This window comes from Microvirga splendida, from assembly GCF_016427565.1.
In the GTDB taxonomy this organism is placed as follows: Bacteria; Pseudomonadota; Alphaproteobacteria; order Rhizobiales; family Beijerinckiaceae; genus Microvirga; species Microvirga splendida.
The window spans coordinates 83,178-103,279 of the sequence record NZ_JAELXT010000001.1 but is presented as its reverse complement, the minus strand read 5'-3'; the positions used below and the strand labels follow the sequence as shown (position 1 = coordinate 103,279).

Annotated in this window: 20 protein-coding genes; 9 read left to right on the top strand and 11 right to left on the bottom strand. The window is 65.4% G+C overall.

Annotated elements, in window-relative coordinates; genetic code table 11:
• Nucleotides 1-44 precede the first annotated feature (44 nt).
• Genes JAO75_RS00500 through JAO75_RS00485 form a run of 4 tightly spaced genes read left to right on the top strand, consistent with a single transcriptional unit; the run spans nucleotide 45 to nucleotide 3,343 of the window.
• Complete coding sequence (locus JAO75_RS00500; protein WP_199045717.1) at nucleotides 45-917, top strand: branched-chain amino acid ABC transporter permease; 873 nt, start codon at nucleotides 45-47, stop codon at nucleotides 915-917.
• Nucleotides 918-919: 2 nt separating this feature from the next.
• Nucleotides 920-1,867, top strand: coding sequence for a branched-chain amino acid ABC transporter permease (locus JAO75_RS00495; RefSeq protein ID WP_199045715.1), 948 nt, complete (start codon nucleotides 920-922; stop codon nucleotides 1,865-1,867).
• Nucleotides 1,864-2,646: an ABC transporter ATP-binding protein gene (locus JAO75_RS00490; protein WP_199045713.1), complete on the top strand. Its 783-nt coding sequence runs from the start codon at nucleotides 1,864-1,866 to the stop codon at nucleotides 2,644-2,646. The genes JAO75_RS00495 and JAO75_RS00490 overlap by 4 nt, the downstream gene beginning before the upstream one ends.
• Entirely contained in the window at nucleotides 2,639-3,343 is a 705-nt protein-coding gene (locus tag JAO75_RS00485; protein WP_199045711.1) for an ATP-binding cassette domain-containing protein, read from the top strand. Before JAO75_RS00490 ends, JAO75_RS00485 begins: the two co-directional genes overlap by 8 nt.
• A 13-nt stretch (nucleotides 3,344-3,356) precedes the next feature.
• On the opposite strand, the gene JAO75_RS00480 is transcribed toward JAO75_RS00485, so the two are convergent.
• The 11 genes from JAO75_RS00480 to JAO75_RS00430 form a co-directional block, all read right to left on the bottom strand.
• Nucleotides 3,357-3,575, bottom strand: a complete 219-nt coding sequence (locus JAO75_RS00480; RefSeq protein ID WP_199045709.1) for a DUF2783 domain-containing protein — start codon at nucleotides 3,573-3,575, stop codon at nucleotides 3,357-3,359.
• Complete coding sequence (locus JAO75_RS00475) at nucleotides 3,572-5,176, bottom strand: FAD-dependent oxidoreductase (protein ID WP_199045707.1); 1,605 nt, start codon at nucleotides 5,174-5,176, stop codon at nucleotides 3,572-3,574. The genes JAO75_RS00480 and JAO75_RS00475 overlap by 4 nt, the downstream gene beginning before the upstream one ends.
• Nucleotides 5,177-5,207: 31 nt before the next feature.
• Nucleotides 5,208-6,164: an MBL fold metallo-hydrolase gene (locus JAO75_RS00470; RefSeq protein ID WP_199045705.1), complete on the bottom strand. Its 957-nt coding sequence runs from the start codon at nucleotides 6,162-6,164 to the stop codon at nucleotides 5,208-5,210.
• A gap of 142 nt (nucleotides 6,165-6,306) precedes the next feature.
• Nucleotides 6,307-7,206, bottom strand: a complete 900-nt coding sequence (locus JAO75_RS00465) for an energy transducer TonB (RefSeq protein WP_199045702.1) — start codon at nucleotides 7,204-7,206, stop codon at nucleotides 6,307-6,309.
• 17 nt (nucleotides 7,207-7,223) lie between these two features.
• A complete protein-coding gene (gene tolR / locus JAO75_RS00460) occupies nucleotides 7,224-7,670 on the bottom strand; it encodes a protein TolR (RefSeq protein ID WP_199045700.1) in 447 nt (148 codons plus the stop codon).
• Nucleotides 7,670-8,356 carry a MotA/TolQ/ExbB proton channel family protein gene (locus JAO75_RS00455; RefSeq protein WP_199045697.1) on the bottom strand — a complete coding sequence of 229 codons (687 nt, stop codon included), beginning with the start codon at nucleotides 8,354-8,356 and terminating at the stop codon, nucleotides 7,670-7,672. The genes tolR and JAO75_RS00455 overlap by 1 nt, the downstream gene beginning before the upstream one ends.
• A gap of 10 nt (nucleotides 8,357-8,366) precedes the next feature.
• The gene (locus JAO75_RS00450) at nucleotides 8,367-8,831 is read right to left on the bottom strand and encodes a Tat pathway signal protein (RefSeq protein WP_199045695.1); all 465 of its coding nucleotides are present in this window, start codon (nucleotides 8,829-8,831) and stop codon (nucleotides 8,367-8,369) included.
• 783 nt (nucleotides 8,832-9,614) lie between these two features.
• Nucleotides 9,615-11,132, bottom strand: a complete 1,518-nt coding sequence (locus JAO75_RS00445; protein ID WP_199045693.1) for a UxaA family hydrolase — start codon at nucleotides 11,130-11,132, stop codon at nucleotides 9,615-9,617.
• An 18-nt stretch (nucleotides 11,133-11,150) separates the two neighbouring features.
• Nucleotides 11,151-12,506: a TRAP transporter large permease gene (locus JAO75_RS00440; protein ID WP_210340124.1), complete on the bottom strand. Its 1,356-nt coding sequence runs from the start codon at nucleotides 12,504-12,506 to the stop codon at nucleotides 11,151-11,153.
• Nucleotides 12,507-12,521: 15 nt separating this feature from the next.
• Nucleotides 12,522-13,133: a TRAP transporter small permease gene (locus JAO75_RS00435; protein WP_199045691.1), complete on the bottom strand. Its 612-nt coding sequence runs from the start codon at nucleotides 13,131-13,133 to the stop codon at nucleotides 12,522-12,524.
• Nucleotides 13,134-13,201: 68 nt separating this feature from the next.
• The gene (locus JAO75_RS00430) at nucleotides 13,202-14,197 is read right to left on the bottom strand and encodes a sialic acid TRAP transporter substrate-binding protein SiaP (protein ID WP_199045689.1); all 996 of its coding nucleotides are present in this window, start codon (nucleotides 14,195-14,197) and stop codon (nucleotides 13,202-13,204) included.
• A 125-nt stretch (nucleotides 14,198-14,322) separates the two neighbouring features.
• Here JAO75_RS00430 and JAO75_RS00425 point away from each other — a divergent pair, with 125 nt between their 5' ends.
• The 5 genes from JAO75_RS00425 to lpdA all read left to right on the top strand — a co-directional run bounded on the left by JAO75_RS00425 (nucleotide 14,323) and on the right by lpdA (nucleotide 20,102).
• A complete protein-coding gene (locus tag JAO75_RS00425; protein WP_199045687.1) occupies nucleotides 14,323-15,039 on the top strand; it encodes a GntR family transcriptional regulator in 717 nt (238 codons plus the stop codon).
• A gap of 83 nt (nucleotides 15,040-15,122) precedes the next feature.
• Nucleotides 15,123-16,355 carry a 3-methyl-2-oxobutanoate dehydrogenase (2-methylpropanoyl-transferring) subunit alpha gene (locus JAO75_RS00420; RefSeq protein WP_199045685.1) on the top strand — a complete coding sequence of 411 codons (1,233 nt, stop codon included), beginning with the start codon at nucleotides 15,123-15,125 and terminating at the stop codon, nucleotides 16,353-16,355.
• 3 nt (nucleotides 16,356-16,358) lie between these two features.
• Nucleotides 16,359-17,372, top strand: a complete 1,014-nt coding sequence (locus tag JAO75_RS00415; RefSeq protein WP_199045683.1) for an alpha-ketoacid dehydrogenase subunit beta — start codon at nucleotides 16,359-16,361, stop codon at nucleotides 17,370-17,372.
• Nucleotide 17,373: 1 nt separating this feature from the next.
• Nucleotides 17,374-18,699: a dihydrolipoamide acetyltransferase family protein gene (locus JAO75_RS00410; RefSeq protein WP_199045681.1), complete on the top strand. Its 1,326-nt coding sequence runs from the start codon at nucleotides 17,374-17,376 to the stop codon at nucleotides 18,697-18,699.
• A gap of 5 nt (nucleotides 18,700-18,704) precedes the next feature.
• Complete coding sequence (gene lpdA / locus JAO75_RS00405; protein ID WP_199045679.1) at nucleotides 18,705-20,102, top strand: dihydrolipoyl dehydrogenase; 1,398 nt, start codon at nucleotides 18,705-18,707, stop codon at nucleotides 20,100-20,102.

Here is a 20,102-nt window from a genome sequence, read left to right as displayed (position 1 = left end):
CATCCGCCTCCCGTTCGCCAATCTGAGCACCGCAGGACTGCATCATGGCCGAGTTCCTCCAGTTTCTCATCTCCGGGCTGACGGTGGGCGCCGTCTATGCGCTGGTCGCTCTGGGCTTCACGCTGATCTACAACGCATCCGGCGTCGTGAACTTCGCCCAGGGTGAGTTCGTCATGCTCGGCGGCATGGTGACGGTGTTCGCATCGGCCGCCGGCGCGCCATTGCCGCTGGCGGCTCTCATCGCCATTGTTGCTGCCGTGATCATCGGGCTTCTCCTGCACCGGCTCGCCATCGAGCCTGCCCGTGGGGCATCGGCCGTGACCCTCATCATCATCACCATCGGGGCGTCGATCCTGCTCCGCGGTCTCGCGGCGATCGTCTTCGACAAGCAGTTTCACAAGCTTCCCGCCTTCACGGGCGAGACGCCGATCGACATTCTCGGCGCTGCCGTCCAGCCGCAGAGCTTCTGGGTTCTTGGCGGAACCGCCGTCGTCGTGGTCGCGCTTTACGCCTTTCTCGAGCACACAATCCTCGGCAAGGCCGTTCTGGCGACGGCGGCAAACCGGCTCGCGGCGCGTCTCGTCGGCATCAACACCACCACGATCATGGCGCTCGCTTTCGGCGGCTCCGCCGCCATCGGAGCGGTCGCGGGCATTCTCGTGACGCCGATCACCCTGACGAACTACGATGTCGGCACGTTGCTGGCCCTGAAGGGCTTTGCCGCCGCCATGCTGGGCGGCATGGGCAATCCGCTCGGCGCTGTGGTCGGCGGACTTCTGCTCGGCCTGCTGGAGGCGTTCGGCGCCGGCTACCTGAGTTCCACCTACAAGGACGCCTTCGCGTTTCTCGTCATTCTCTTTGTCCTGTTTGCGGCTCCTCAGGGCCTGTTCGGACGCCGGGTCGTCGAGAGGGTATGAGAATGGGTGCTCTCCTCAACCAGCGCTTCCTGACCCTCGTCGTTCTGGCAGCCGTCATCGCCGTCCTCCCGCTGCTTTTCCCCTCCAGCTACTATTTCCGCGTCGCATCGCTCGTGTGGGTGGCGGCGCTGGCGGCCATCGGCCTCAACATCCTCATGGGACAGGCCGGCCAGGTCAGCCTCGGCCACGCGGCGTTCTTCGGCATCGGTGCCTATGCCGTCGCCATCGGTCCGACGCATCTCGGCATCCCATCCTGGGCGGCGCTTCTCATCGGAGCCGTGCTCTCCGCAGTGCTCGCCTATCTGGTCGGGCGTCCGATCCTGCGGCTGAAAGGGCACTATCTCGCCATCGCGACTCTCGGCCTCGGCGTTCTCGTCGCGCTCGTGATCTCGACGGAAAGCGGCTGGACCGGCGGGCCGGACGGCATGCCGGTGGAGCGGCTGACCCTGTTCGGATGGCGCGTCAGCGGATCTTACACATGGTATTGGGTCACGGGCGCGCTCCTGCTCATCGGAACCTGGATTGCCCTCAACCTCGACGAGACCCCCACCGGACGGGCGTTCCGCGCGCTGCATGACAGCGAAGTGGCCGCGCAGGTGGTGGGCGTCGATGTCGCCCGCTTCAAGCTGCAGGCTTTCGTCATCGCCGCCGTCTATGCCTCACTGGCCGGCTCGGCGCTCGCCTTCATGAACGGCTTCATCAACCCGGACCAGGCGGGCTTCCTGCACTCCGTGGAACTCGTCACCATCGTGGTTCTCGGCGGGCTCGGATCCGTCGTCGGCAGCATCGTCGGCGCCGCCGTTCTGATCACGCTGCCCCAGGCGCTGACGGTCTTCCACGAGTACGAGCACCTCCTGCTCGGCCTCATCATCATCGTGTCGATGATCTTCATGCGCAACGGGATCGTGCCGAGCCTCTCGGCCCTGCTCCTCCGGAGGGCACGTTCATGACCATCCTCAAGGGAACGGATCTCGGCATCTCCTTCGGCGGCGTGAAGGCCGTCGACGGCGTGAGCTTCTCCGTTGGCTCCGGCCAGATCCTCTCGATCATCGGGCCGAACGGGGCCGGCAAGACCACGCTCTTCAACATCGTGTCCGGCATCTATGTCGCAAGCCGCGGCACGATCCACCTGGCCGATGAGGACGTGACCGGCCTTGCACCGCACAAGCTGGCGGCGCGCGGGTTGTCTCGCACCTTCCAGAACCTGCAGATCTTCCAGCGCATGACCGCCTGCGAGAACGTGATGGTCGGACGGCACCTGCGGGAGAAGTGCAACCTGCTGCCGGCGCTGTTCAGAACGCCGTCCGTCACGCGCCAGAACCGGGAGACGCGAGCCGCGGCGCTCGATCTTCTCGCCGAGGTCGGCCTGAAGGACGTTGCGGACGTGCCCGCAGGCTCGCTCCCCTATGGCGCCTGCAAGCGCCTCGAGATCGCCCGGGCCCTTGCTGCCGAGCCGCGCGTGCTGCTTCTCGACGAACCGGCTGCCGGCTGCAACGCGGTCGAGACCGAGGAGATCGATCACCTGATCCGGCAGGTTGCCGACAGGGGTGTCGCCGTCGTTCTGGTCGAGCATGACATGAAGCTCGTGATGAAGATCTCCGACAGGATCCTCGTTCTCGACCGGGGCCGGCCCCTGGCCGAGGGAACGCCGCGGGAGGTGCGCGATGACCCGAAGGTCCTTGAGGCTTATCTGGGACAGCACGGCGCCCGGGAGGCTGCCCGTGCTTGAGGTAGACAACCTGCGCAGCGCCTATGGCCGGATCGAGGTTCTCAAGGGCGTGAGCCTCGAGGTTCGCACCGGCGAAGTCGTGGCGCTTGTCGGTGCAAACGGAGCAGGGAAGACCACGCTGCTGCGCGCGCTGTCCGGCGTGCAGCCGATCACCGGCGGCGACATCCGCTTCAAGGGGAAATCCATCGGCCGCATGGCGTCTCACCAGCGGGTCGAACTGGGCATCACGCAATCGCCCGAAGGCCGACAGGTGTTCGGGCCGCTCACGGTCGAGGACAACCTGCGGCTCGGCGCCTTCAGGCGCCGCGACAAGGAGATCGACCAGGACCGCGACCGCGTCTTCGCCATGTTCCCGATCCTGGCCGAGAAGCGTCACCTCCTGGCCGGCGGATTGTCGGGCGGTCAGCAGCAGATGCTGGCCATCGGCCGGGCCCTGATGGGGCGTCCCAAGCTCCTGCTGCTGGACGAGCCGTCGCTCGGATTGTCGCCGCTCCTCGTCGATCAGATTCTCGATGCCATCGTGTCCCTGAGAAAGGATGGGATCACCGTCCTTCTCGTGGAGCAGAACGCCAGTGCGGCTTTGGCGATTGCCGACCGCGGTTACGTGCTCGAGACCGGAAAAGTCGCCTATAGCGGAGCAGGCTCCGCTCTTCTTGCCGACCCGCAGGTGAAGGCAGCTTATCTCGGGCTCGATTGACCCGCCTGCCGCCTCATTCCGTTGCAGCGTCCGTTGCTGCCATGCTCTGCTTCGCGAGGGCGATGGCGTCCTGCAGCACGGCATGGTCGCCGATATGGTTGGCCAGGATCAGGACGAGGCGGCTGTTGAGGGTGGCGCTGTCCTCGTCCGACAGCCCGCGATGCGCCTCGATCAGCGCACGGTAGGCGCGGTCCGGGTCGGCAAAACGACTTTCCACGACGAGCGTGCTCATGCGTGATCTCCCTCGATGCCCCGGAGCCGGCGCGAGGCGCTTTCGATCAGAGGCGGCGTCGCATGGCGCCAGCGCGCGGCAAGATGCTGATCGGGGCGCACCAGATACGTGCTTCCCGGGCTCGTGTCGAAACGCTGCGTGAAAAAGCCGTGCTCGTCGATCAGGTCTTCACCGAGGATAAGAACGCGGGAGCCCGCCGGCGGCTGCGATCCATTCGGCACATGCAGGATGGTTTCCTCGCCGCCGAGCGCCTCCAGCAGCCAGACAGACCGGCCGCTGCGGTCGCGCATGGGCGCATCGGGAACAGGGGCGCCGAGGCGGGCGGACCCGGACCATGTCTCCCTGTCCGGTGTCGACAAGGGCGTCTCATAGGTCGACGGCATCGACAGCCTCCCCGAATTCACCATGCGCTTGGCGAAGGGCGCATGGCGCGCGAGGGACAGTGTCGCATCGCGAAAGCGCAGCTCCTGCGCCGAGCGCGGTGCGATGAAATCCGTCGAGCGGGTCGAGTGGCCGATGTTTTCATCCGCGGCAGCGGAGCGCTCGAGATCATAGGATTCGATCAGGCTCTCCGGCGCCTCGCCCTTGAGGATGAGGGCGAGCTTCCACGCCAGGTTCTCGGCATCCTGAATGCCGGAATTGGCGCCCCGCGCTCCGAACGGCGACACCTGATGGGCCGAGTCTCCGGCAAAGACCACGCGGCCATGCACGAACCGCTCCAGGCGGCGGCACTGGAACGTGTAGACGGAAACCCATTCGAGCGAAAAGTCGTCGTGCCCCAGCATCTGCCTAAGCCGCGGCACCACACGCTCGGGCGTCTGCTCGGCTTTCGCGTCTGCATCGGGCCCGAGCTGCAGGTCGATGCGCCACACGTCGTCCGGCTGCTTGTGCAGAAGGGCGGAGTGGCCGTCGTGGAAGGGCGGATCGAACCAGAACCAGCGCTCGGGCGGGAACTCGCCCTTCATTTTCACGTCGGCGATGAGAAACCGGTCCTCGAAAACCTCGCCCTGAAAGGCGAGCCCGAGCATGCCGCGCAAGGCCGAGCGCGCGCCGTCGGCGGCCACAACCCACTCGGCGTCGAGATCGTAGGGGCCCTCGGGCGTCTCGACCGTGAGCGTAGCGCCGTCGTTGCGGCGCTTCAGGTCTATCACCTTGTTGCGCCAGCGGATCTCGAGGTTCGGGAGCGCGGCGGCACGCTCCACGAGGGCGTGCTCCAGGTAGTATTGCTGGAGATTGATGAAGGCCGGCATCTTGTGCCCGTCCTCGGGCAGAAGATCGAAGGCATAGAGCAGATCGTCGTTCTGAAAGACCTTGCCGATCCTCCAGGTGACACCCTTCTCAAGGCATGGATCGGCAACGCCGAGGCGGTCGAGGATTTCGAGCGTGCGCTTGGCATAGCAGATGCCGCGCGAGCCCTCGCCGATCCGGTCCGCATCGTCGAGGAGCACCACGGGAACGCCGCGCTGTGCGAGATCGATGGCAGTGCACAATCCCACAGGCCCCGCACCAACGACCGCGACGGGATGCCGGGCCGGCGAGGAGCGGCCCTGATCGGCGCAGCGGCGATAGCCGTACTGATAGAGGGCTTTGCGAGTGTTCATCACGCCTCCCAATTCTCCGCGCGTCCTGCGGTCAGCCCTGAAGGGACGCCCACATCTCGCGGTCGCGCTCGGCCGTCCAGATCACCGGATGATCGATGCCGGATGCCTCGTCGAAGGCGCGCGAGACGTTGAACGGGAGGCAGTGCTCATAAATGGCGAAGTCCCCGAATTTCGGGTCCATCGCCTCGCGTGTCGCCGCAAAGGTCTCCTTCAGCGAACGCCCGCGCGCCACCGACAGTTCGGCCGTTCCATAAAGGCTGGTGACGAAGTCGCGGGTCATGGCCGCTGCCTCGCGCACCTGCCGGCTGCCCTGGAGCGCGTCGCCGCGGCCGGGCGCGATGGCCTGCGGCTGGAAGTCCAGAATGGCATCGAGCGTCAGCGGCCATTCGCGCAGGTACGCATCGCCGCAATAGCAGGCCGAGTGATATTCCACGAGATCGCCGGTGAACATCACCTCGGCGTCCGGCACCCAGGCGACGATGTCGCCCGCGGTGTGGCCGGCACCAAGATGGAACAGCTTCACCTCCCGCTTGCCGAGAAACACCGACATCCCGCTCTCGAAGGTCAGCGTTGGCCAGGTGAGACCGGGCGGGATGCTGCTCTCGCCCCTGAACAGGCGCGGGAAGCGGCCGATCTCGGACGCCTTGTCCTGCTCGCCGCGCTCGACGATCAGGTCATAGGTGGCGTTCGAGGCGATGATCCCTTGAGCGTTGTAGGCGGAGGCGCCGAGCACGCGCACGGCGTGGTAGTGGGACAGGACCACATACTTGATCGGCTTGTCGGTCACCGACCGCACGCGGGCGATCACGTCCTCGGCCATCATCGGTGTCGCCTGCGCGTCGATGACCATGCAGCCGTCGTCGCCGATGATGATGCCGGAATTGGGATCTCCTTGAGCGGTGTAGGCGTAGAGATCGGGTCCGATCTCCTTGAACGAAACCGTCTTCTCGGACATGTCCCCCGTCGAGGCGAACGCCTTCTCGGCCATGGCTTTTCTCCCTGTCGCGTCAACCAGCGCACATGACCCTCGGCGCCGGAGAGGCGCTCGGGCAAATGCTGGCATTGTTGGACGACAGGGTAGTCCCGATCCCGCGACCGTCAAGTTCACTGAGTGAGGCTCAGGCCTGAACTCAGCGAAGATTGAAGCGCAGCGGTATCGTGTAGGTCAGCTGCGGGATGAAGTCGGGAACAGGCGGCACCGAAGATCCAGGGGCTGCCGTTGCGAGCGCTGCCTGATCGAGCGCGGGATGACCGGCGCTGCGCACCAGCGATGCGCCGACGACACGGCCGGAGCGATCCACGGTGAAGCGTATTTGAGCAACGCCGCTGATGCCCTGAGCGCGCGCGGCATCAGGATAGCGCAGGCGTCTCTGCAGGGCCGCGGCGAGGCTGGCCAAATAGCGGTTGCGCGCGGCCGGGTCCGCTGAGGCCGCAGAGCCGCCCATGTCCTCCCGCGACGAGGAGGCTTGGCCGCGGGTCGCATTCGAAGGAGGCGTCGGCCGCTCGGCTACAGTCCTGCGTGGCGCAGGCTTGCGTTCGGCTGGCTTCGGCGGCGGCTTCTTTTCGGGCTTGGGCGCCGCTTTCTCTTCAACGGGTCTGGCAACCACGGTCTCCGGCGGCGGGACGGCGACGACGGCTTGCACCTCGGGAGCGGCCGGTTCCGCCTGCACTGCCTCGACCGGCTCCGCTTCCGTCACCGGCTCCTCCAGGTTGGTGACTTCCTCCGGCTGGTCTTCCACGGCGTCCTCGGGCGGCAGCGCTTCCACCGTCTCCGGCTCCACCGGAAGAGGCTCCGCTTCGACGGGGAGAGATTCAACGGCCGCCACCTCTGCCGGCGCAACACTCACGGCTTCTTCCAGCGCAGGAGCCAGATCGATGGTGATTTCCTGCTCGCCGGGCGGCGCAACGCTCTCTTTCGAGGGCCAGAGCGTGAGCGCCGCCAACGCCGTTCCGTGCAGAAGGAGCGCCGCCGCAAAGGCAATCCCGATCCGGCTCGGCTCGTGTGGCGATGTGATGCTCTGAACGGACATCGGACCTGCTGCAGGCTCTACTGCGCTGCCGGTGCGCTCGGTGCCTGCGCGATCAGGGACACCTTGCTGAAGCCTGCGGCATTGACCTTGCCCATGATCTCGACGATGCGGCCGTACTGCACGGCCTTGTCGCCACGGACCAGCACGACCTGGTCCGGATCCTCGCTCGCCAGCTGCCGCAGTCGCGGCATGATGGCGTCGGGTGCCAGAGGCTCCTTATCGAGGAAGGGCTGGCCCTGCTCGTCGATGCTGATGACGATGGGCTGCTTCGGCTGGGCGACTTTCGGTGCCGCGGTCTTCGGCAGCTGCACGGGAACGCCGACGGTCATGAGCGGCGCGGCCACCATGAAGATGATGAGCAGCACCAGCATCACGTCCACGAGCGGCGTGACGTTGATCTCTGAGAGAGGCGCAGCGCCGAACTCGTCGTCGGCGTCCTGCGACCGGACCGGCCCCATACCCATTACTTGGCCGCCTCTGTCCGCAGTTGGAGCTTGCGGTCGCGCGCCAGCCGGTCGCCGAGCATCGTGATGCCGGCAGAGAAGGATTGCTGCAGGCGCCCCAGATCGGTGGTGAGCTTGTTGTAGGCAATCACCGCTGGAATGGCCGCCACAAGGCCGATAGCCGTTGCGAACAGGGCCTCCGCAATACCTGGCGCCACCACTGACAGGCTGGTGTCCTGGCTCGCAGCAATCGCCGAGAACGAGTTCATGATGCCCCAGACCGTGCCGAACAGCCCGATGAACGGCGCGGCCGATCCGATGGTAGCGAGGAACGGCAGCCCGCTCTGGAGCTGGCGCATGTCGATGGAGAGCGCCGCCCGCATGGCACGCTCGATGCGCTCGCGCCGTTCGGCACGGCTCTCGGACGGGTCCTGGTCTCGCCATGCCTCGTGCCCCGCGGCGACGATCCGCCCCAGAAGGCTCGAAGCCTCTGGCTGGAGCTTTTCACCCTTGCGGGCTGCCGTCTCGAAGGCGCGCGCCTGGCGGCGGACGTTCCTGGAGCGCAGGACCTTCTCGATGATGATCGTCCAGCAGCCGATGGAGGCCAGAACGAGCAGGATCATCACGCCTTTGACGATGGGATCCGCCTGCAGGAACAGGCCGAGAAAAGACAGATCGTGCACGGTCGCGGGGGCGATGTCATTCATGATCAAGATCTCACTTCACGAAGGAAACGGCTTCGATTCTGGAGGCTGTCTCGATACCGGACAGGCATTCCTCCCGCGAGTTCGCCGCACCTTCGCAGGCCAGGACATCGTTGAGGAGAACGCGTCCGAACCGGGAGCAGCTCAAGCCTGGAAAGTCGAAGAGCTTGATGAGAGTCTTGCGGCCAGGCACCGGACCGATGTCGACGGCCAGCCTCTTGGCTGCAACGCCGTCGGTGTCGAGCGCGAAAAGATCGAGCTTCAGTGAACGCCAGTCATCGCCCTTCTGGTTGTCGATGAGAAAGTAGGTTCTGCAGTTCTCGCCCGCAGCCTCGATCCTGTTGAGCTCGATCCGCAGAGGTGGGGGCGAAGCACGGTCCTGAGCCAGAGCCGCCCCGCTGAAGGGAAGAAACAGGGCGAGGCATACCCAGATGCCGCCTTTCGAATAGCCGGGCTCGTTCCACGTGCTTGTTCCCATGAACTCTTCCTCCTCGTTCGTATCGACGAGTGCGCGAATGCGCGGTCTCACGGATGCGAGATAAAACGCTGGCGCCCCTGTGGTCCGCTGTCGGGCGATGCCTGGGATCAGCGGGAACGTGCCGTGAGGCGATGAGAGGAATATCTGGGAGAAGCTATTCAGATCAAGGGGTTAAGCGAAAATCAGAGGTGTTCTAAAACAGGCGCTACGACGTTGAGAACGGGCGCGATTTCGCTTCCTTAAAAACTCTTCAAAGTGAAATTTTCCGCTTTCGGCTGCGCCGCGGCCTGCTCGATCCTTGTCGAATGCGCAACGTCGGCGGTTCACAAAAATACCGCTTTGGAGAAAGACAAGGGAGCAGCGTGGATGTTGTATCAAGGAGTTTCAGCGTGGGTTTCAATGGTCACGACAAGCCCTTTCCCGTCCTGGTATCCCTATGCCTTCGTCGGTGGAATCGCTGCCCTTGCAACGGCGCTTTATGTGTTGGGCTGAGCTTAAACGAGGCGGGCCCGATCGCCAGGACAGGAGCTGCACCGGGGTCGTTGAGCTTTGCATGTCCGGTAGTGATGTCGCGGGCCTGAAAAGGCTCTTGGCACTGCATCCCAAAGCGAAGCGAGGCAGTACATCCGTGCCTCGTTCACTTTTGGGAGAGTGTTGATCCTCATCAGGATCAGCCCGAGCATGATTGCCGGAAGATGGTTAACACATCGTTAAAGGATGCTTCCTTTCGGGAAGTATCGGCTCATGTCGCAGCCTGCCTCTCGGAATGCGGTCGGCTTCCGGTCACATGACGGCGCCTACCTGCCAGGGAACGAACTCGAGGTCGCCGTAGCCCAGCTCCTCTGATTTCGTAGGTTCTCCGGACGCGACCTTCAGCAGGGTCTCGAAGATTTCCTGTCCCTTCTCTTCAAGAGAGACGCCGTCGAGGACGTCGCCGCAATTGATGTCCATGTCGTCGATCATGCGGCGGTAGATGTCCGAGTTGGTGGCGAGCTTGAGCGACGGTGCAGGCTTGCAGCCGAAGGCGGAGCCGCGCCCCGTGGTGAAGGCGATGAGGTTGGCCCCGCCGGCCACCTGGCCCGTTGCGGCCACAGGATCGTAGCCCGGCGTGTCCATGTAGACGAAACCGTGCTCCTTCACCTGCTCGGCATATTCGTACACGGCCCGAAGCGTGGAGCGTCCGCCCTTGGCGGCGGCGCCCAGGGACTTTTCGAGAATCGTCGTGAGGCCGCCGGCCTTGTTGCCGGGTGACGGATTGTTGTTCATCTCGCCGCCGTTGCGCGCCGTGTAGGCCTCCCACCACCGGATCCGCGCCACGAGTTTCTCGCCGACCTCACGGGTTGCGGCGCGGCGGGTGAGCAGATGCTCGGCGCCGTAGATCTCCGGCGTCTCGGACAGGATGGATGTTCCGCCGTGCCGCACGAGCAGATCGGAGGCGACGCCCAGGGCCGGATTGGCCGTGAGCGCGGAATAGCCGTCGGACCCGCCGCATTGCAGGGCAAGGACCAGTTCCGATGCCGGACGGGTCTCGCGCTGCGCTTTCGAGACAACGGGGAGCATGCTCTTCACGGCATCGACGATGGCCTGCACGGTCTTTCGCGTGCCGCCTGTCTCCTGGATCGTCAGGGTGCGGAACGTGTCCGTTTCCGTGAGCCCGTATTCCTGCTTCATGCGCCCGATCTGGAACACCTCGCAGCCGAGCCCAACCATGATCACGCCGGCGAAGTTGGGATGGCCGGCATAGCCCCATTGCGTGCGGCGCAGGATCTCGAATCCCTCGCCATAGGCCGCATGGCCGCAGCCCGTGCCATGGACGATGGCCACGATGCCGTCGATGCCGGGATGGTCGCGCAGGATGCCTGAGCGCTCCACCTCTGCCGCGGCGAAGCGGGCGACCGACGCCGAGCAGTTCACGGACGTGAGAATGCCGATGTAGTTGCGGGTGCCGGTTTTGCCGGAGGCGCGCCGATATCCTTGGAACGTGGCTTGCAGCTCCGGCGGCAGCAGGTCGTCGTCGCCTGCCTCGGCGCAGAAGGCATAGTCGCGCTCGAAATCGTGCAGGCCCACATTGTGCTCATGCACCCACTCGCCCGGCGCGATGTGGGTTTTGGCGAAACCGATGATCTGGCCGAACTTGCGGATCGGCTCTCCCTCGCGAATCGGCTCCACGGCCATCTTGTGGCCGCGCAGGATGCGCTCGCGCGCGGTCAGGCCGGCCGCGTCCGAGCCCTGGTTCACGAGATCGATGGCGATGGCCACGTTGTCGTCGGGGGAAAGGCGGATGGTTCTGGGAGTGGTCATGACAATGACTTTGCAAAATCAGAGGTAGCCGAGTTCCTTGAGGAACTGCGGCAGCCAGAGGACGGTTTCAGGGACGAATGTGATGAGGAGAAGAACGATGACCAACGGCACCAGCCACGGTGCGCAGGCCTTCATGCATTCCTCGAACGAAATCTTGGCCACCCTGGTGAGCACATAGAGAACCATGCCGACAGGCGGCGTCAGGAGACCGATCATCAGGTTCAGCACCATGATAATGCCGAAATGCACCGGGTCGATCCCGAGCTTGATCGCCACCGGCAGCAGCACCGGCGTGAGGATCGTGATGGCCGCGATGGTCTCCATGAAGCAGCCGACAACCACCAGAAATACGTTGACCAGGATGAGGAAGGTGATGGGATCGGCCGCGAAGGTGATGATCCACTCGCCCAGCGCATCGGTGGTGCGGGTGGTGGTCAGCACCCAGCCGAAAATCGACGCTCCTGCGACGATGAAGAGAACCACGGCCGTCGTCTCGATCGTGTCCATCGTGACGCGGATGAACTGGCGCAGGCTCAGAACCGAATAGCGGGGCCGCTGTCCGCGGGCGCTCAGCACCAGGTTGAAGCTGCGGTGGATCACCGTGGAGAGCAGCAGCGCATAGGCGCAGGCGAAGACCGCCGCCTCCGTGGGCGTGAACAGGCCGAAGCTCATGCCGCCGATGATGATCGCCGGCGTCAGGAGCGGCAGGAAGGCATTCAGGAAGGAGCGCCCGAGACGTCCAAGGTGGAAGCGTGCATCGCGCCCGATGCCGTAGTGGTGGGCATAGAGGGCCACCGTGGCGGACATCACGATTGCCATGAGCAAGCCCGGAACGATGCCCGCCACGAACAGCGCATTGATCGACGCGTTGGCGACGACGCCGTAGATGACCAGCGGCAGGGACGGCGGAATGATCGGCCCGATGGTCGAGGAGGCGGCGGTGAGGCCCACGGCGAACTTCGTGTCGTAGCCGTGGTCGCGCATCGCCTTGATCTCGATGGTCCCGATGCCGCCCGCATCGGCCACCGCAGTTCCCGACATGCCGGCGAAGATGACGGAGCCTGCCACGTTCACATGGCCCAGGCCGCCTCGCAGCCAGCCCACCGCCGCGACGGCGAAATCGTAGATCTGCTTGGTGATGCCGGCGGAGTTCATCAGGTTGCCGGCCATGATGAAGAAGGGCACGGCCAGGAGCGGAAAGGAATCGACCCCGTTCACCATCCGGTGGATCACGGTGATCACCGGGGTGGTGACCTCGCCCGTCAGGTTGCCGACGAGCAGGAACAGGAGCGAGGAGCCGGCCAGCGCCACGGCAATCGGCACGCCGATGACGATCATGACGAGGAGCGCGACAAGCATCAGGCTGATGAGCATGGGAAATCTCCGCCGTCAGTCGAGAGCCATGCCGTGAGGGGCATCGGCCTCACGGTGGCGCAGGCGCCGCAGGAAGCGCAGGGTCGCATGCACGGTCACCCCGATCAGGGCTGCGGAGACCGCCCAGTAGATGTAGCTCTTCGGGATGTCGATGGACACCATGTAGCCCGGGGCGAGCGCGCCGAGCTGATAGGCGTACCAGGCCATGGCGCCGCAGAAGAGAGCCACGAGCCCGTCCACCGCAACAAGGGTCCAGTGCCTGGCCCCGCGCGGAAGATAGATCAGCAGGGCTTCGACGGCGATGTGCGAGCCCTTGCGCATGGCTGTCACCGAGCCCACGAAGGTGATCAGGATCAGGAAGTACCGGGCGATCTCCTCCGTCCATCCCAGCGAGTCGTTCAGGACGTACCGCGTAAAGAACTGCAGGAAGACGATTCCGAACAGGATCCAGAAGATCGCGAAGACCACCACGTCCGACCATCGCAGGTCGGAGAGATCCACATGCGATTCCTCCTCCTGCCACTGCTCGAACAGCTCGTCCACCTCACGATGAACGTCTTCCGGCGGCGCCGAGGCGCTCCTCTCGTCGACGATGGCTGGCGCCTGAGGGTTCTGCATCGCGGGCATGGGTCCGGCTTTTCTCACTGGATCGGAAAGGCCCTCTCCGGGTCGGGAGAGGGCCGGGGAGCGTCGATTCAGTTCGTGGTCGCCTTGATGTCCTGGAGACGGTCGTAGGTCGCCTTGTCCCAGGTGGCGTCAGAGCCCATGTGCATCTTGACCACGGCTTCGCGGAACGGCGCGCGATCCACCGCCACCACGTTCTTGCCCTGGCCCTTGAACCAGTCGGCCAGCTCCTTCTCCAGCTTGACGATGTCGTTGGTGCAGGTGTCGGCAGCCTGCTGCAGAATCTCGACCAGGATCTTCTGCTCGTCCGCCGACAGGCGCTTCATGGTGCCGCCGGACACGATGGTGAGAAGGGCGTCCGTGATGTGCCCGGTGAGCACGATATTCTTCTGAACCTCGTGGAACTTCTTGGCCTGGATGGTGACGAGCGGATTCTCCTGCGCGTCGACCACGCCCTGCGAGAGCGCAAGATAGACCTCGGCGAAGGCAATCGGCGTCGGGTTCGCCCCCACGGCTCTGGGGAACATGGTGTAGAGCGGCGCATCGGGCACGCGGATCTTCAGCCCCTTCATGTCCTCGGGCTTAGTAATGTCTTTGTTGGCCGTCACGTGGCGCTCGCCGTAATAGGTCAGGGCTGCCACCTCGTGGCCGGTCTTCTTCTCGTAGCCTTGCCCGAGCTCCTTGAAGAGGTCGGATTTCCGGAAGGCGTTCCAGTGGGCGAAGTCGCGGAACATGTAGGGAGCGCCGCCGATGGCGATCGGCCCATGGGCGCGGCCGGCGAAGAGCTGGCCGGTATAGATGATGTCGACGGTGCCGAGGGACAGGCCCTCGTTGATGTCGCTCTCCTTGCCGAGCGACGAGGCCGGGAAGACCTCGATGTCGTACTTGCCGTTGGTCCGCTTCTTGAACTCCTCACCGGCCCAGAGGGCGCATTTGTGATAGGGCTCGGACGTCTCGTAGACGTGAGCCCATTTGAGCTTGGTCTGAGCGCTGGCCGGCAGGGCGGGCAGGGTGAAGGCTGTGGCGGCGATCAGGCCGAAGGCTAGGCGGCGGGTGAAAGATGGCATAGGCGTTCCTCCGAAAAAGCCCGGCTCTCCGTCCGGTTGATGGTGGTCGGCGGGTCGATTGCCCGTCCGGGACATCCGACAAGCTGTTGGCTTTTGCCCATCGGTTGAACTAACATGTTAGGCATATGGACGCGTTCGACAAGCCAAAATGCTACGATTTCCTGATTCCCCTGGAGCGAGGGCCGCGGGGGAACACGACCGAGCAGGTCGAGCGGGCGCTTCGGTCCGCCATCGTCGCCCTCGATTTCCAGCCGGGCGAGTTCATCGACAAGGGGGCCGTCTGCCTTGCGCTTGGCGTGTCCCGGTTCCCGGTCTCGGAGGCTCTGGCGCGCCTTGCGACTGAGGGGCTCGTGGAGATCCTGCCCCAGCGCGGCAGCCGTGCCGCGCGCATCCGCCTGCCGGAAATCAGGGAGTCGATGCTGATCCGCCAGGCGCTCGAGTGCATGGTGGCGGAACAGGCGGCCGGGCACCTGCCGGAGGCCGATCTGGAGGCCCTTCGCCAGAACCTGCAGGCCCAGCAGGAGGCCGTCGAACGGGGGGATCGCCCCGGCTTCTATGCCCTGGACCTCGCGTTTCATACCATTCTGGTCGAGGGCCTGAACCTGCCCCGCATGGCCGGCGTGATCGATGCCTCCCGGGCCAATATCGACCGGGTGCGCCGGCTGCTCTCGTCGCCGCGCCGCCACACCGTGACCTTGGCCGAGCACCGCGAGATCTTCCACGCGCTCGAAACCCGTGATCCTCAGGCGGCGCACAGGGCCATGGCGGCCCATCTCCAGGCGGTCATGGAAGAGCTGGGGCGCTTCTCGGCCGAACATGCGGACGTCTTCGTGCATACCTGAGGGCGAGCCCGGCATCCCCATCGCTGCACCTATGGCCGGACGCCGATTCATTCCTAGTTTTCTCCCGAGGAGAACAAAGAACCATGACGACTGACGCGCCCCTGTCCCTTCACGTGCCGGAGCCGGCCGTTCGCCCGGGGGGAACCCCGGATTTCTCGAATGTCAAAATTCCCAAAGCCGGGGCCGTCCCCCGGCCGAACATCGACGTCGATCCGGAATCCATCCGGGATCTCGCCTTCTCGATCATCCGCGTTCTGAACCGGAACGGCGAGGCGGTCGGCCCGTGGGCCGGCCTGCTCAGCGACGAGGAACTGGTCGAGGGCATGCGCCACATGATGACGCTGCGCACCTTCGACGCGCGCATGCTGATCGCGCAGCGCCAGGGCAAGACATCCTTCTACATGCAGCATCTCGGCGAGGAGGCGATCAGCTGCGCGTTCCGCAGGGCGCTCTCGCGGGGCGACATGAACTTCCCGACCTACCGCCAGGCCGGCCTCCTGATCGCGGACGGCTATCCCATGGTCGACATGATGTGCCAGATCTATTCCAACGCGCGCGATCCATTGAAGGGGCGCCAGCTGCCCGTCATGTACAGCTCCAAGGAGCACGGCTTCTTCACGATCTCCGGCAACCTGGCGACCCAGTACATCCAGGCGGTCGGCTGGGCGATGGCCTCGGCGATCCGCCGCGATACCAAGATCGCCGCCGCGTGGATCGGCGACGGCTCGACGGCCGAGTCTGATTTCCACGCGGCCCTCGTCTTCGCCTCCACCTACAAGGCGCCGGTGGTGCTCAACATCGTCAACAACCAATGGGCGATCTCGACCTTCCAGGGCATCGCGCGCGGCGGCTCGGGCACCTTTGCAGCAAGAGGCCTGGGCTTCGGCATCCCGTCGCTCAGGGTCGACGGCAATGATTATCTCGCCGTCTATGCCGTGGCGAAATGGGCCATCGAGCGGGCCCGTCGCAATCTTGGGCCGACCCTCGTCGAATACGTCACCTACCGGGCCGGTGCGCATTCCACATCCGACGATCCCTCGGCCTATCGGCCAAAGACCGAGTCCGACGCCTGGCCTCTCGGCGATCCGATCATGCGCCTGAAGAACCACCTGATCGTGCGGGGCGTCTGGTCCGAGGAGCGGCACAAGCAGGCCGAGGCCGAGATTCTCGACACCGTGATCGCCGCCCAGAAGGAGGCGGAGAGCTACGGCACGCTGCATGCCGGCGGCAAGCCCTCCGCGCGCGACATGTTCGACGGCGTCTATGCCGAGATGCCGCCTCATCTGCGCCGGCAGCGTCAGCAGGCGGGGGTCTGATCCATGGCACGCATGACGATGATCGAAGCCATCCGTGACGCGATGGACGTGATGATGGCGCGCGACGAGCGCGTCGTGGTGTTCGGCGAGGATGTGGGCTATTTCGGCGGCGTCTTCCGCTGCACGGCAGGCCTGCAGCAGAAATACGGCAAGACCCGCTGTTTCGACGCCCCGATCAACGAGGCCGGCATCGTGGGCGCAGCGATCGGCATGGCCTCCTACGGGCTGCACCCCTGCATCGAGATCCAGTTCGCCGATTACATGTATCCCGCCTATGACCAGATCGTGTCCGAGGCGGCGCGCCTGCGCTATCGCTCGAACGGCGAGTTCACCTGTCCGCTCGTCGTGCGCATGCCGACCGGTGGCGGCATCTTTGGCGGGCAGACCCACAGCCAGAGCCCCGAAGCCCTGTTCACCCACGTGTCCGGATTGAAGACCGTCGTGCCGTCGAACCCGCACGATGCCAAAGGCCTTCTGATAGCGGCCATCGAGGATCCCGATCCAGTGATCTTCCTGGAGCCGAAGCGGCTCTATAACGGCCCCTTCGACGGTCACCACGACCGGCCGATCACGCCCTGGTCGAAGCACGACCTCGGCGAGGTGCCGAACGGACACTACACGCTGCCGCTCGGCAAGGCGTCCATCGTGCGCGAGGGAGCGGCCGTCACCGTGCTGGCCTACGGCACGATGGTGTATGTCGCGCAGGCCGCTGCGGCGGAAACGGGAGTGGATGCGGAGATCATCGATCTGCGCACCCTGCTTCCCCTCGACATGGAGACCATCGTGGCGTCGGTGAAGAAGACGGGCCGCTGCGTCGTCGTCCATGAGGCGACGCTCACCTCCGGCTTCGGGGCGGAGCTGGCATCGCTCGTGCAGGAGGCCTGCTTCTTCCAGCTCGAGGCGCCGATTGCCCGCGTGACGGGATGGGACACGCCTTATCCGCATGCGCAGGAATGGGACTACTTCCCAGGACCGGCCCGGGTCGGGCGCGCGCTCGTCGAAACGTTGGAGGCCTGACATGAGTGAGCACCTGATCAAGATGCCGGATGTCGGCGAGGGCATCGCCGAGGCCGAACTCGTGGAGTGGCACGTCAAGGTCGGCGATCTCGTGCGCGAGGATGCCCTGCTCGCCGCCGTGATGACCGACAAGGCGACGGTGGAGATTCCCTCTCCGGTCGATGGCGAGGTTCTGTGGCTCGGTGCGGACATCGGCGATGTGGTGGCGATCGGATCGCCCCTGATCCGCCTCAAGACGGGCGACGAGGAGGGCGCTGCCTCCGGGCGCGACGCCGACAGGGCGCCGGAGCCGCCGGCACGGCCGAAGGACATCGAGGCCCAGGCCGACGGCGCGGTGAAAACCTCGGACGCCGTCGTCGAGAAGCAGGCGAAGGAGGCGCCGCAGCCCCGTCCTGTCGAGGCGCCGCAAAGCCCGCCCGCGCGGATGCACCGCCCGTCCGCCCGGCGGATGGAAGGCGACAAGCCGGTTGCCTCCCCGGCCGTGCGCCTGAGAGCCCGCGAGGCCGGCATCGATCTGAGGCAGGTTCCGGGCAGCGGCCCAGCCGGCCGGATCACGCACGAGGACCTCGACGCGTTTCTCGCGCATGGGCCGCAGGCTGCCGGGGCAGCGGGGCTGGCTCAGGACACATCGGTCCAGGCCATCAAGGTGATCGGCCTGCGCCGCAGGATCGCGGAGAAGATGGCGCTGGCGAAATCGCGCATCCCGCACATCACCTATGTGGAGGAAGTGGACGTGACGGCGCTCGAGGATCTGCGGGCGTCCCTGAATGCGAGCAAGCGGGCGGAGCGGCCGAAGCTGACGATCCTTCCGTTTCTCATGCGCGCCATGGTCAAGGCCATTGCCGAGCAGCCGAACCTGAACGCGATCTATGACGATGAGGCGGGAATCGTTCACCAGCATGGCGGCGTTCATATCGGCATCGCCACGCAGACCGGGTCGGGCCTCATGGTGCCGGTCGTCAGACATGCGGAGGCGCGGGACCTGTGGGATTGCGCCACGGAGCTGAACCGGCTGGCCGAGGCCGCCAAGGCGGGGCTCGCGACGCGCGATGAACTGAGCGGCTCGACCATCACCATCACGTCGCTCGGCGCCATGGGCGGCATCGTGACGACACCCGTCATCAATCATCCGGAGGTTGCCATCGTCGGCGTCAACAAGATCATGGTGCGGCCAGTCTGGGACGGCTCCACCTTCATCCCGCGCAAGATGATGAATCTCTCCTCCAGCTTCGATCACCGCATCGTCGACGGCTGGGATGCGGCACTCTTCGTGCAGCGCATCAAGACGCTGCTGGAGACGCCCGCCATGATCTTCGTAGAGGCTTGACGTCAATGAAGGATATCTCCTGCAAGCTCCTCGTCATCGGAGCCGGGCCGGGCGGCTATGTCTGCGCCATTCGCGCCGGACAGCTCGGCGTCGACACGGTCATCGTGGAGGAAAGAAAGCCCGGCGGAACCTGCCTCAATGTGGGCTGCATTCCCTCCAAGGCGCTCATCCATGCGGCCGAGGAATACGACCGGATCGTTCATCTCGCATCGGGCGCGAACCCGCTCGGGATCAGGACCACACAGCCCGAGATCGACCTGCCTCAGACCATCGCCTGGAAGGACACCATCGTGGGCCGGCTGAACAGCGGCGTGTCGGGCCTCCTCAAGAAGTCCAAGGTCAAGATGGTCCAGGGACGGGCCCGCTTTCGCGACGGCAAGACCGTCGAGGTGGAGACCGAGACCGGCCGGCAGATCATCCGGGCCGAAAACGTCGTGATCGCCACCGGGTCGGCGCCCGTGGAACTCCCCGGCCTTCCCTTCGGCGGACCCGTGATCTCCTCGACCGAGGCGCTCTCGCTCACGTCTGTGCCCGAGCGGCTGGTGGTGGTCGGCGGCGGCTATATCGGCCTCGAACTCGGCACGGCCTTCGCCAAGATGGGCGCGAAGGTCACCGTCGTCGAGGCGCAGACGCGCATCCTGCCTCAATACGATGCGGACCTCACCCGTCCCGTGTCCAAGCGGCTGCAGGCTCTCGGCATCGAGGTCATGACGCGCGCGAAAGCCAAGGGCCTGGGCAAAGGCGGCAGCGCGTTGCTGGTGGAAACGGAGAGCGGATCCGAAGTGTCGCTCCCGGCCGACAGGATCCTCGTCACGGTGGGCCGGCGGCCGGTCACGCAGGGGTGGGGCAGGGAGGAGCTCGTTCTCGACATGGACGGACCCTTCATCCGGATCGACGAGCGGTGCCGGACCTCCATGCGCGGCCTCTATGCCATCGGCGACGTGACGGGCGAGCCCATGCTGGCTCATCGCGCCATGGCGCAGGGCGAGATGGTGGCCGAGATCGTCGCAGGCCATCAGCGGGTGTGGGACAAGCGGGCCATTCCGGCCGTGTGCTTCACCGATCCGGAGATCGTCGCGGTCGGCATGACTCCCGACGACGCGCAGAGGATCGGCAGCGAGGTGCGCATTGGCCAGTTTCCCTTCGCGGCCAACGGGCGCGCCATGACGAAGCTCGGCGAGGAGGGCTTCGTGCGCGTGGTGGCCCGCGCCGACAATCACCTGGTGCTCGGCATCCAGGCGGTCGGGCAGGGCGTGTCCGAGCTCTCCGCGGCCTTCGGCCTCGCGGTCGAGATGGGCGCGCGCCTCGAGGACATCGCCGGCACCATCCATGCGCATCCCACGCAGGGCGAGGCGTTCCAGGAGAGCGCGCTGAAATCGCTCGGGCGCGAACTCCACATCTGA

What these genes read in the sequence shown, in the direction of transcription:
- JAO75_RS00455 (WP_199045697.1), bottom strand. Translation starts at nt 8,356, where the DNA reads ATGAATGACATCGCCCCCGCGACCGTGCACGATCTGTCTTTTCTCGGC.
- JAO75_RS00425 (WP_199045687.1), top strand. Translation starts at nt 14,323, where the DNA reads ATGGACGCGTTCGACAAGCCAAAATGCTACGATTTCCTGATTCCCCTG.
- JAO75_RS00430 (WP_199045689.1), bottom strand. Translation starts at nt 14,197, where the DNA reads ATGCCATCTTTCACCCGCCGCCTAGCCTTCGGCCTGATCGCCGCCACA.
- lpdA (WP_199045679.1), top strand. Translation starts at nt 18,705, where the DNA reads ATGAAGGATATCTCCTGCAAGCTCCTCGTCATCGGAGCCGGGCCGGGC.
- JAO75_RS00420 (WP_199045685.1), top strand. Translation starts at nt 15,123, where the DNA reads ATGACGACTGACGCGCCCCTGTCCCTTCACGTGCCGGAGCCGGCCGTT.
- JAO75_RS00495 (WP_199045715.1), top strand. Translation starts at nt 920, where the DNA reads ATGGGTGCTCTCCTCAACCAGCGCTTCCTGACCCTCGTCGTTCTGGCA.
- tolR (WP_199045700.1), bottom strand. Translation starts at nt 7,670, where the DNA reads ATGGGTATGGGGCCGGTCCGGTCGCAGGACGCCGACGACGAGTTCGGC.
- JAO75_RS00470 (WP_199045705.1), bottom strand. Translation starts at nt 6,164, where the DNA reads ATGGCCGAGAAGGCGTTCGCCTCGACGGGGGACATGTCCGAGAAGACG.
- JAO75_RS00490 (WP_199045713.1), top strand. Translation starts at nt 1,864, where the DNA reads ATGACCATCCTCAAGGGAACGGATCTCGGCATCTCCTTCGGCGGCGTG.
- JAO75_RS00475 (WP_199045707.1), bottom strand. Translation starts at nt 5,176, where the DNA reads ATGAACACTCGCAAAGCCCTCTATCAGTACGGCTATCGCCGCTGCGCC.
- JAO75_RS00480 (WP_199045709.1), bottom strand. Translation starts at nt 3,575, where the DNA reads ATGAGCACGCTCGTCGTGGAAAGTCGTTTTGCCGACCCGGACCGCGCC.
- JAO75_RS00410 (WP_199045681.1), top strand. Translation starts at nt 17,374, where the DNA reads ATGAGTGAGCACCTGATCAAGATGCCGGATGTCGGCGAGGGCATCGCC.
- JAO75_RS00465 (WP_199045702.1), bottom strand. Translation starts at nt 7,206, where the DNA reads ATGTCCGTTCAGAGCATCACATCGCCACACGAGCCGAGCCGGATCGGG.
- JAO75_RS00500 (WP_199045717.1), top strand. Translation starts at nt 45, where the DNA reads ATGGCCGAGTTCCTCCAGTTTCTCATCTCCGGGCTGACGGTGGGCGCC.
- JAO75_RS00435 (WP_199045691.1), bottom strand. Translation starts at nt 13,133, where the DNA reads ATGCCCGCGATGCAGAACCCTCAGGCGCCAGCCATCGTCGACGAGAGG.
- JAO75_RS00450 (WP_199045695.1), bottom strand. Translation starts at nt 8,831, where the DNA reads ATGGGAACAAGCACGTGGAACGAGCCCGGCTATTCGAAAGGCGGCATC.
- JAO75_RS00445 (WP_199045693.1), bottom strand. Translation starts at nt 11,132, where the DNA reads ATGACCACTCCCAGAACCATCCGCCTTTCCCCCGACGACAACGTGGCC.
- JAO75_RS00440 (WP_210340124.1), bottom strand. Translation starts at nt 12,506, where the DNA reads ATGCTCATCAGCCTGATGCTTGTCGCGCTCCTCGTCATGATCGTCATC.
- JAO75_RS00415 (WP_199045683.1), top strand. Translation starts at nt 16,359, where the DNA reads ATGGCACGCATGACGATGATCGAAGCCATCCGTGACGCGATGGACGTG.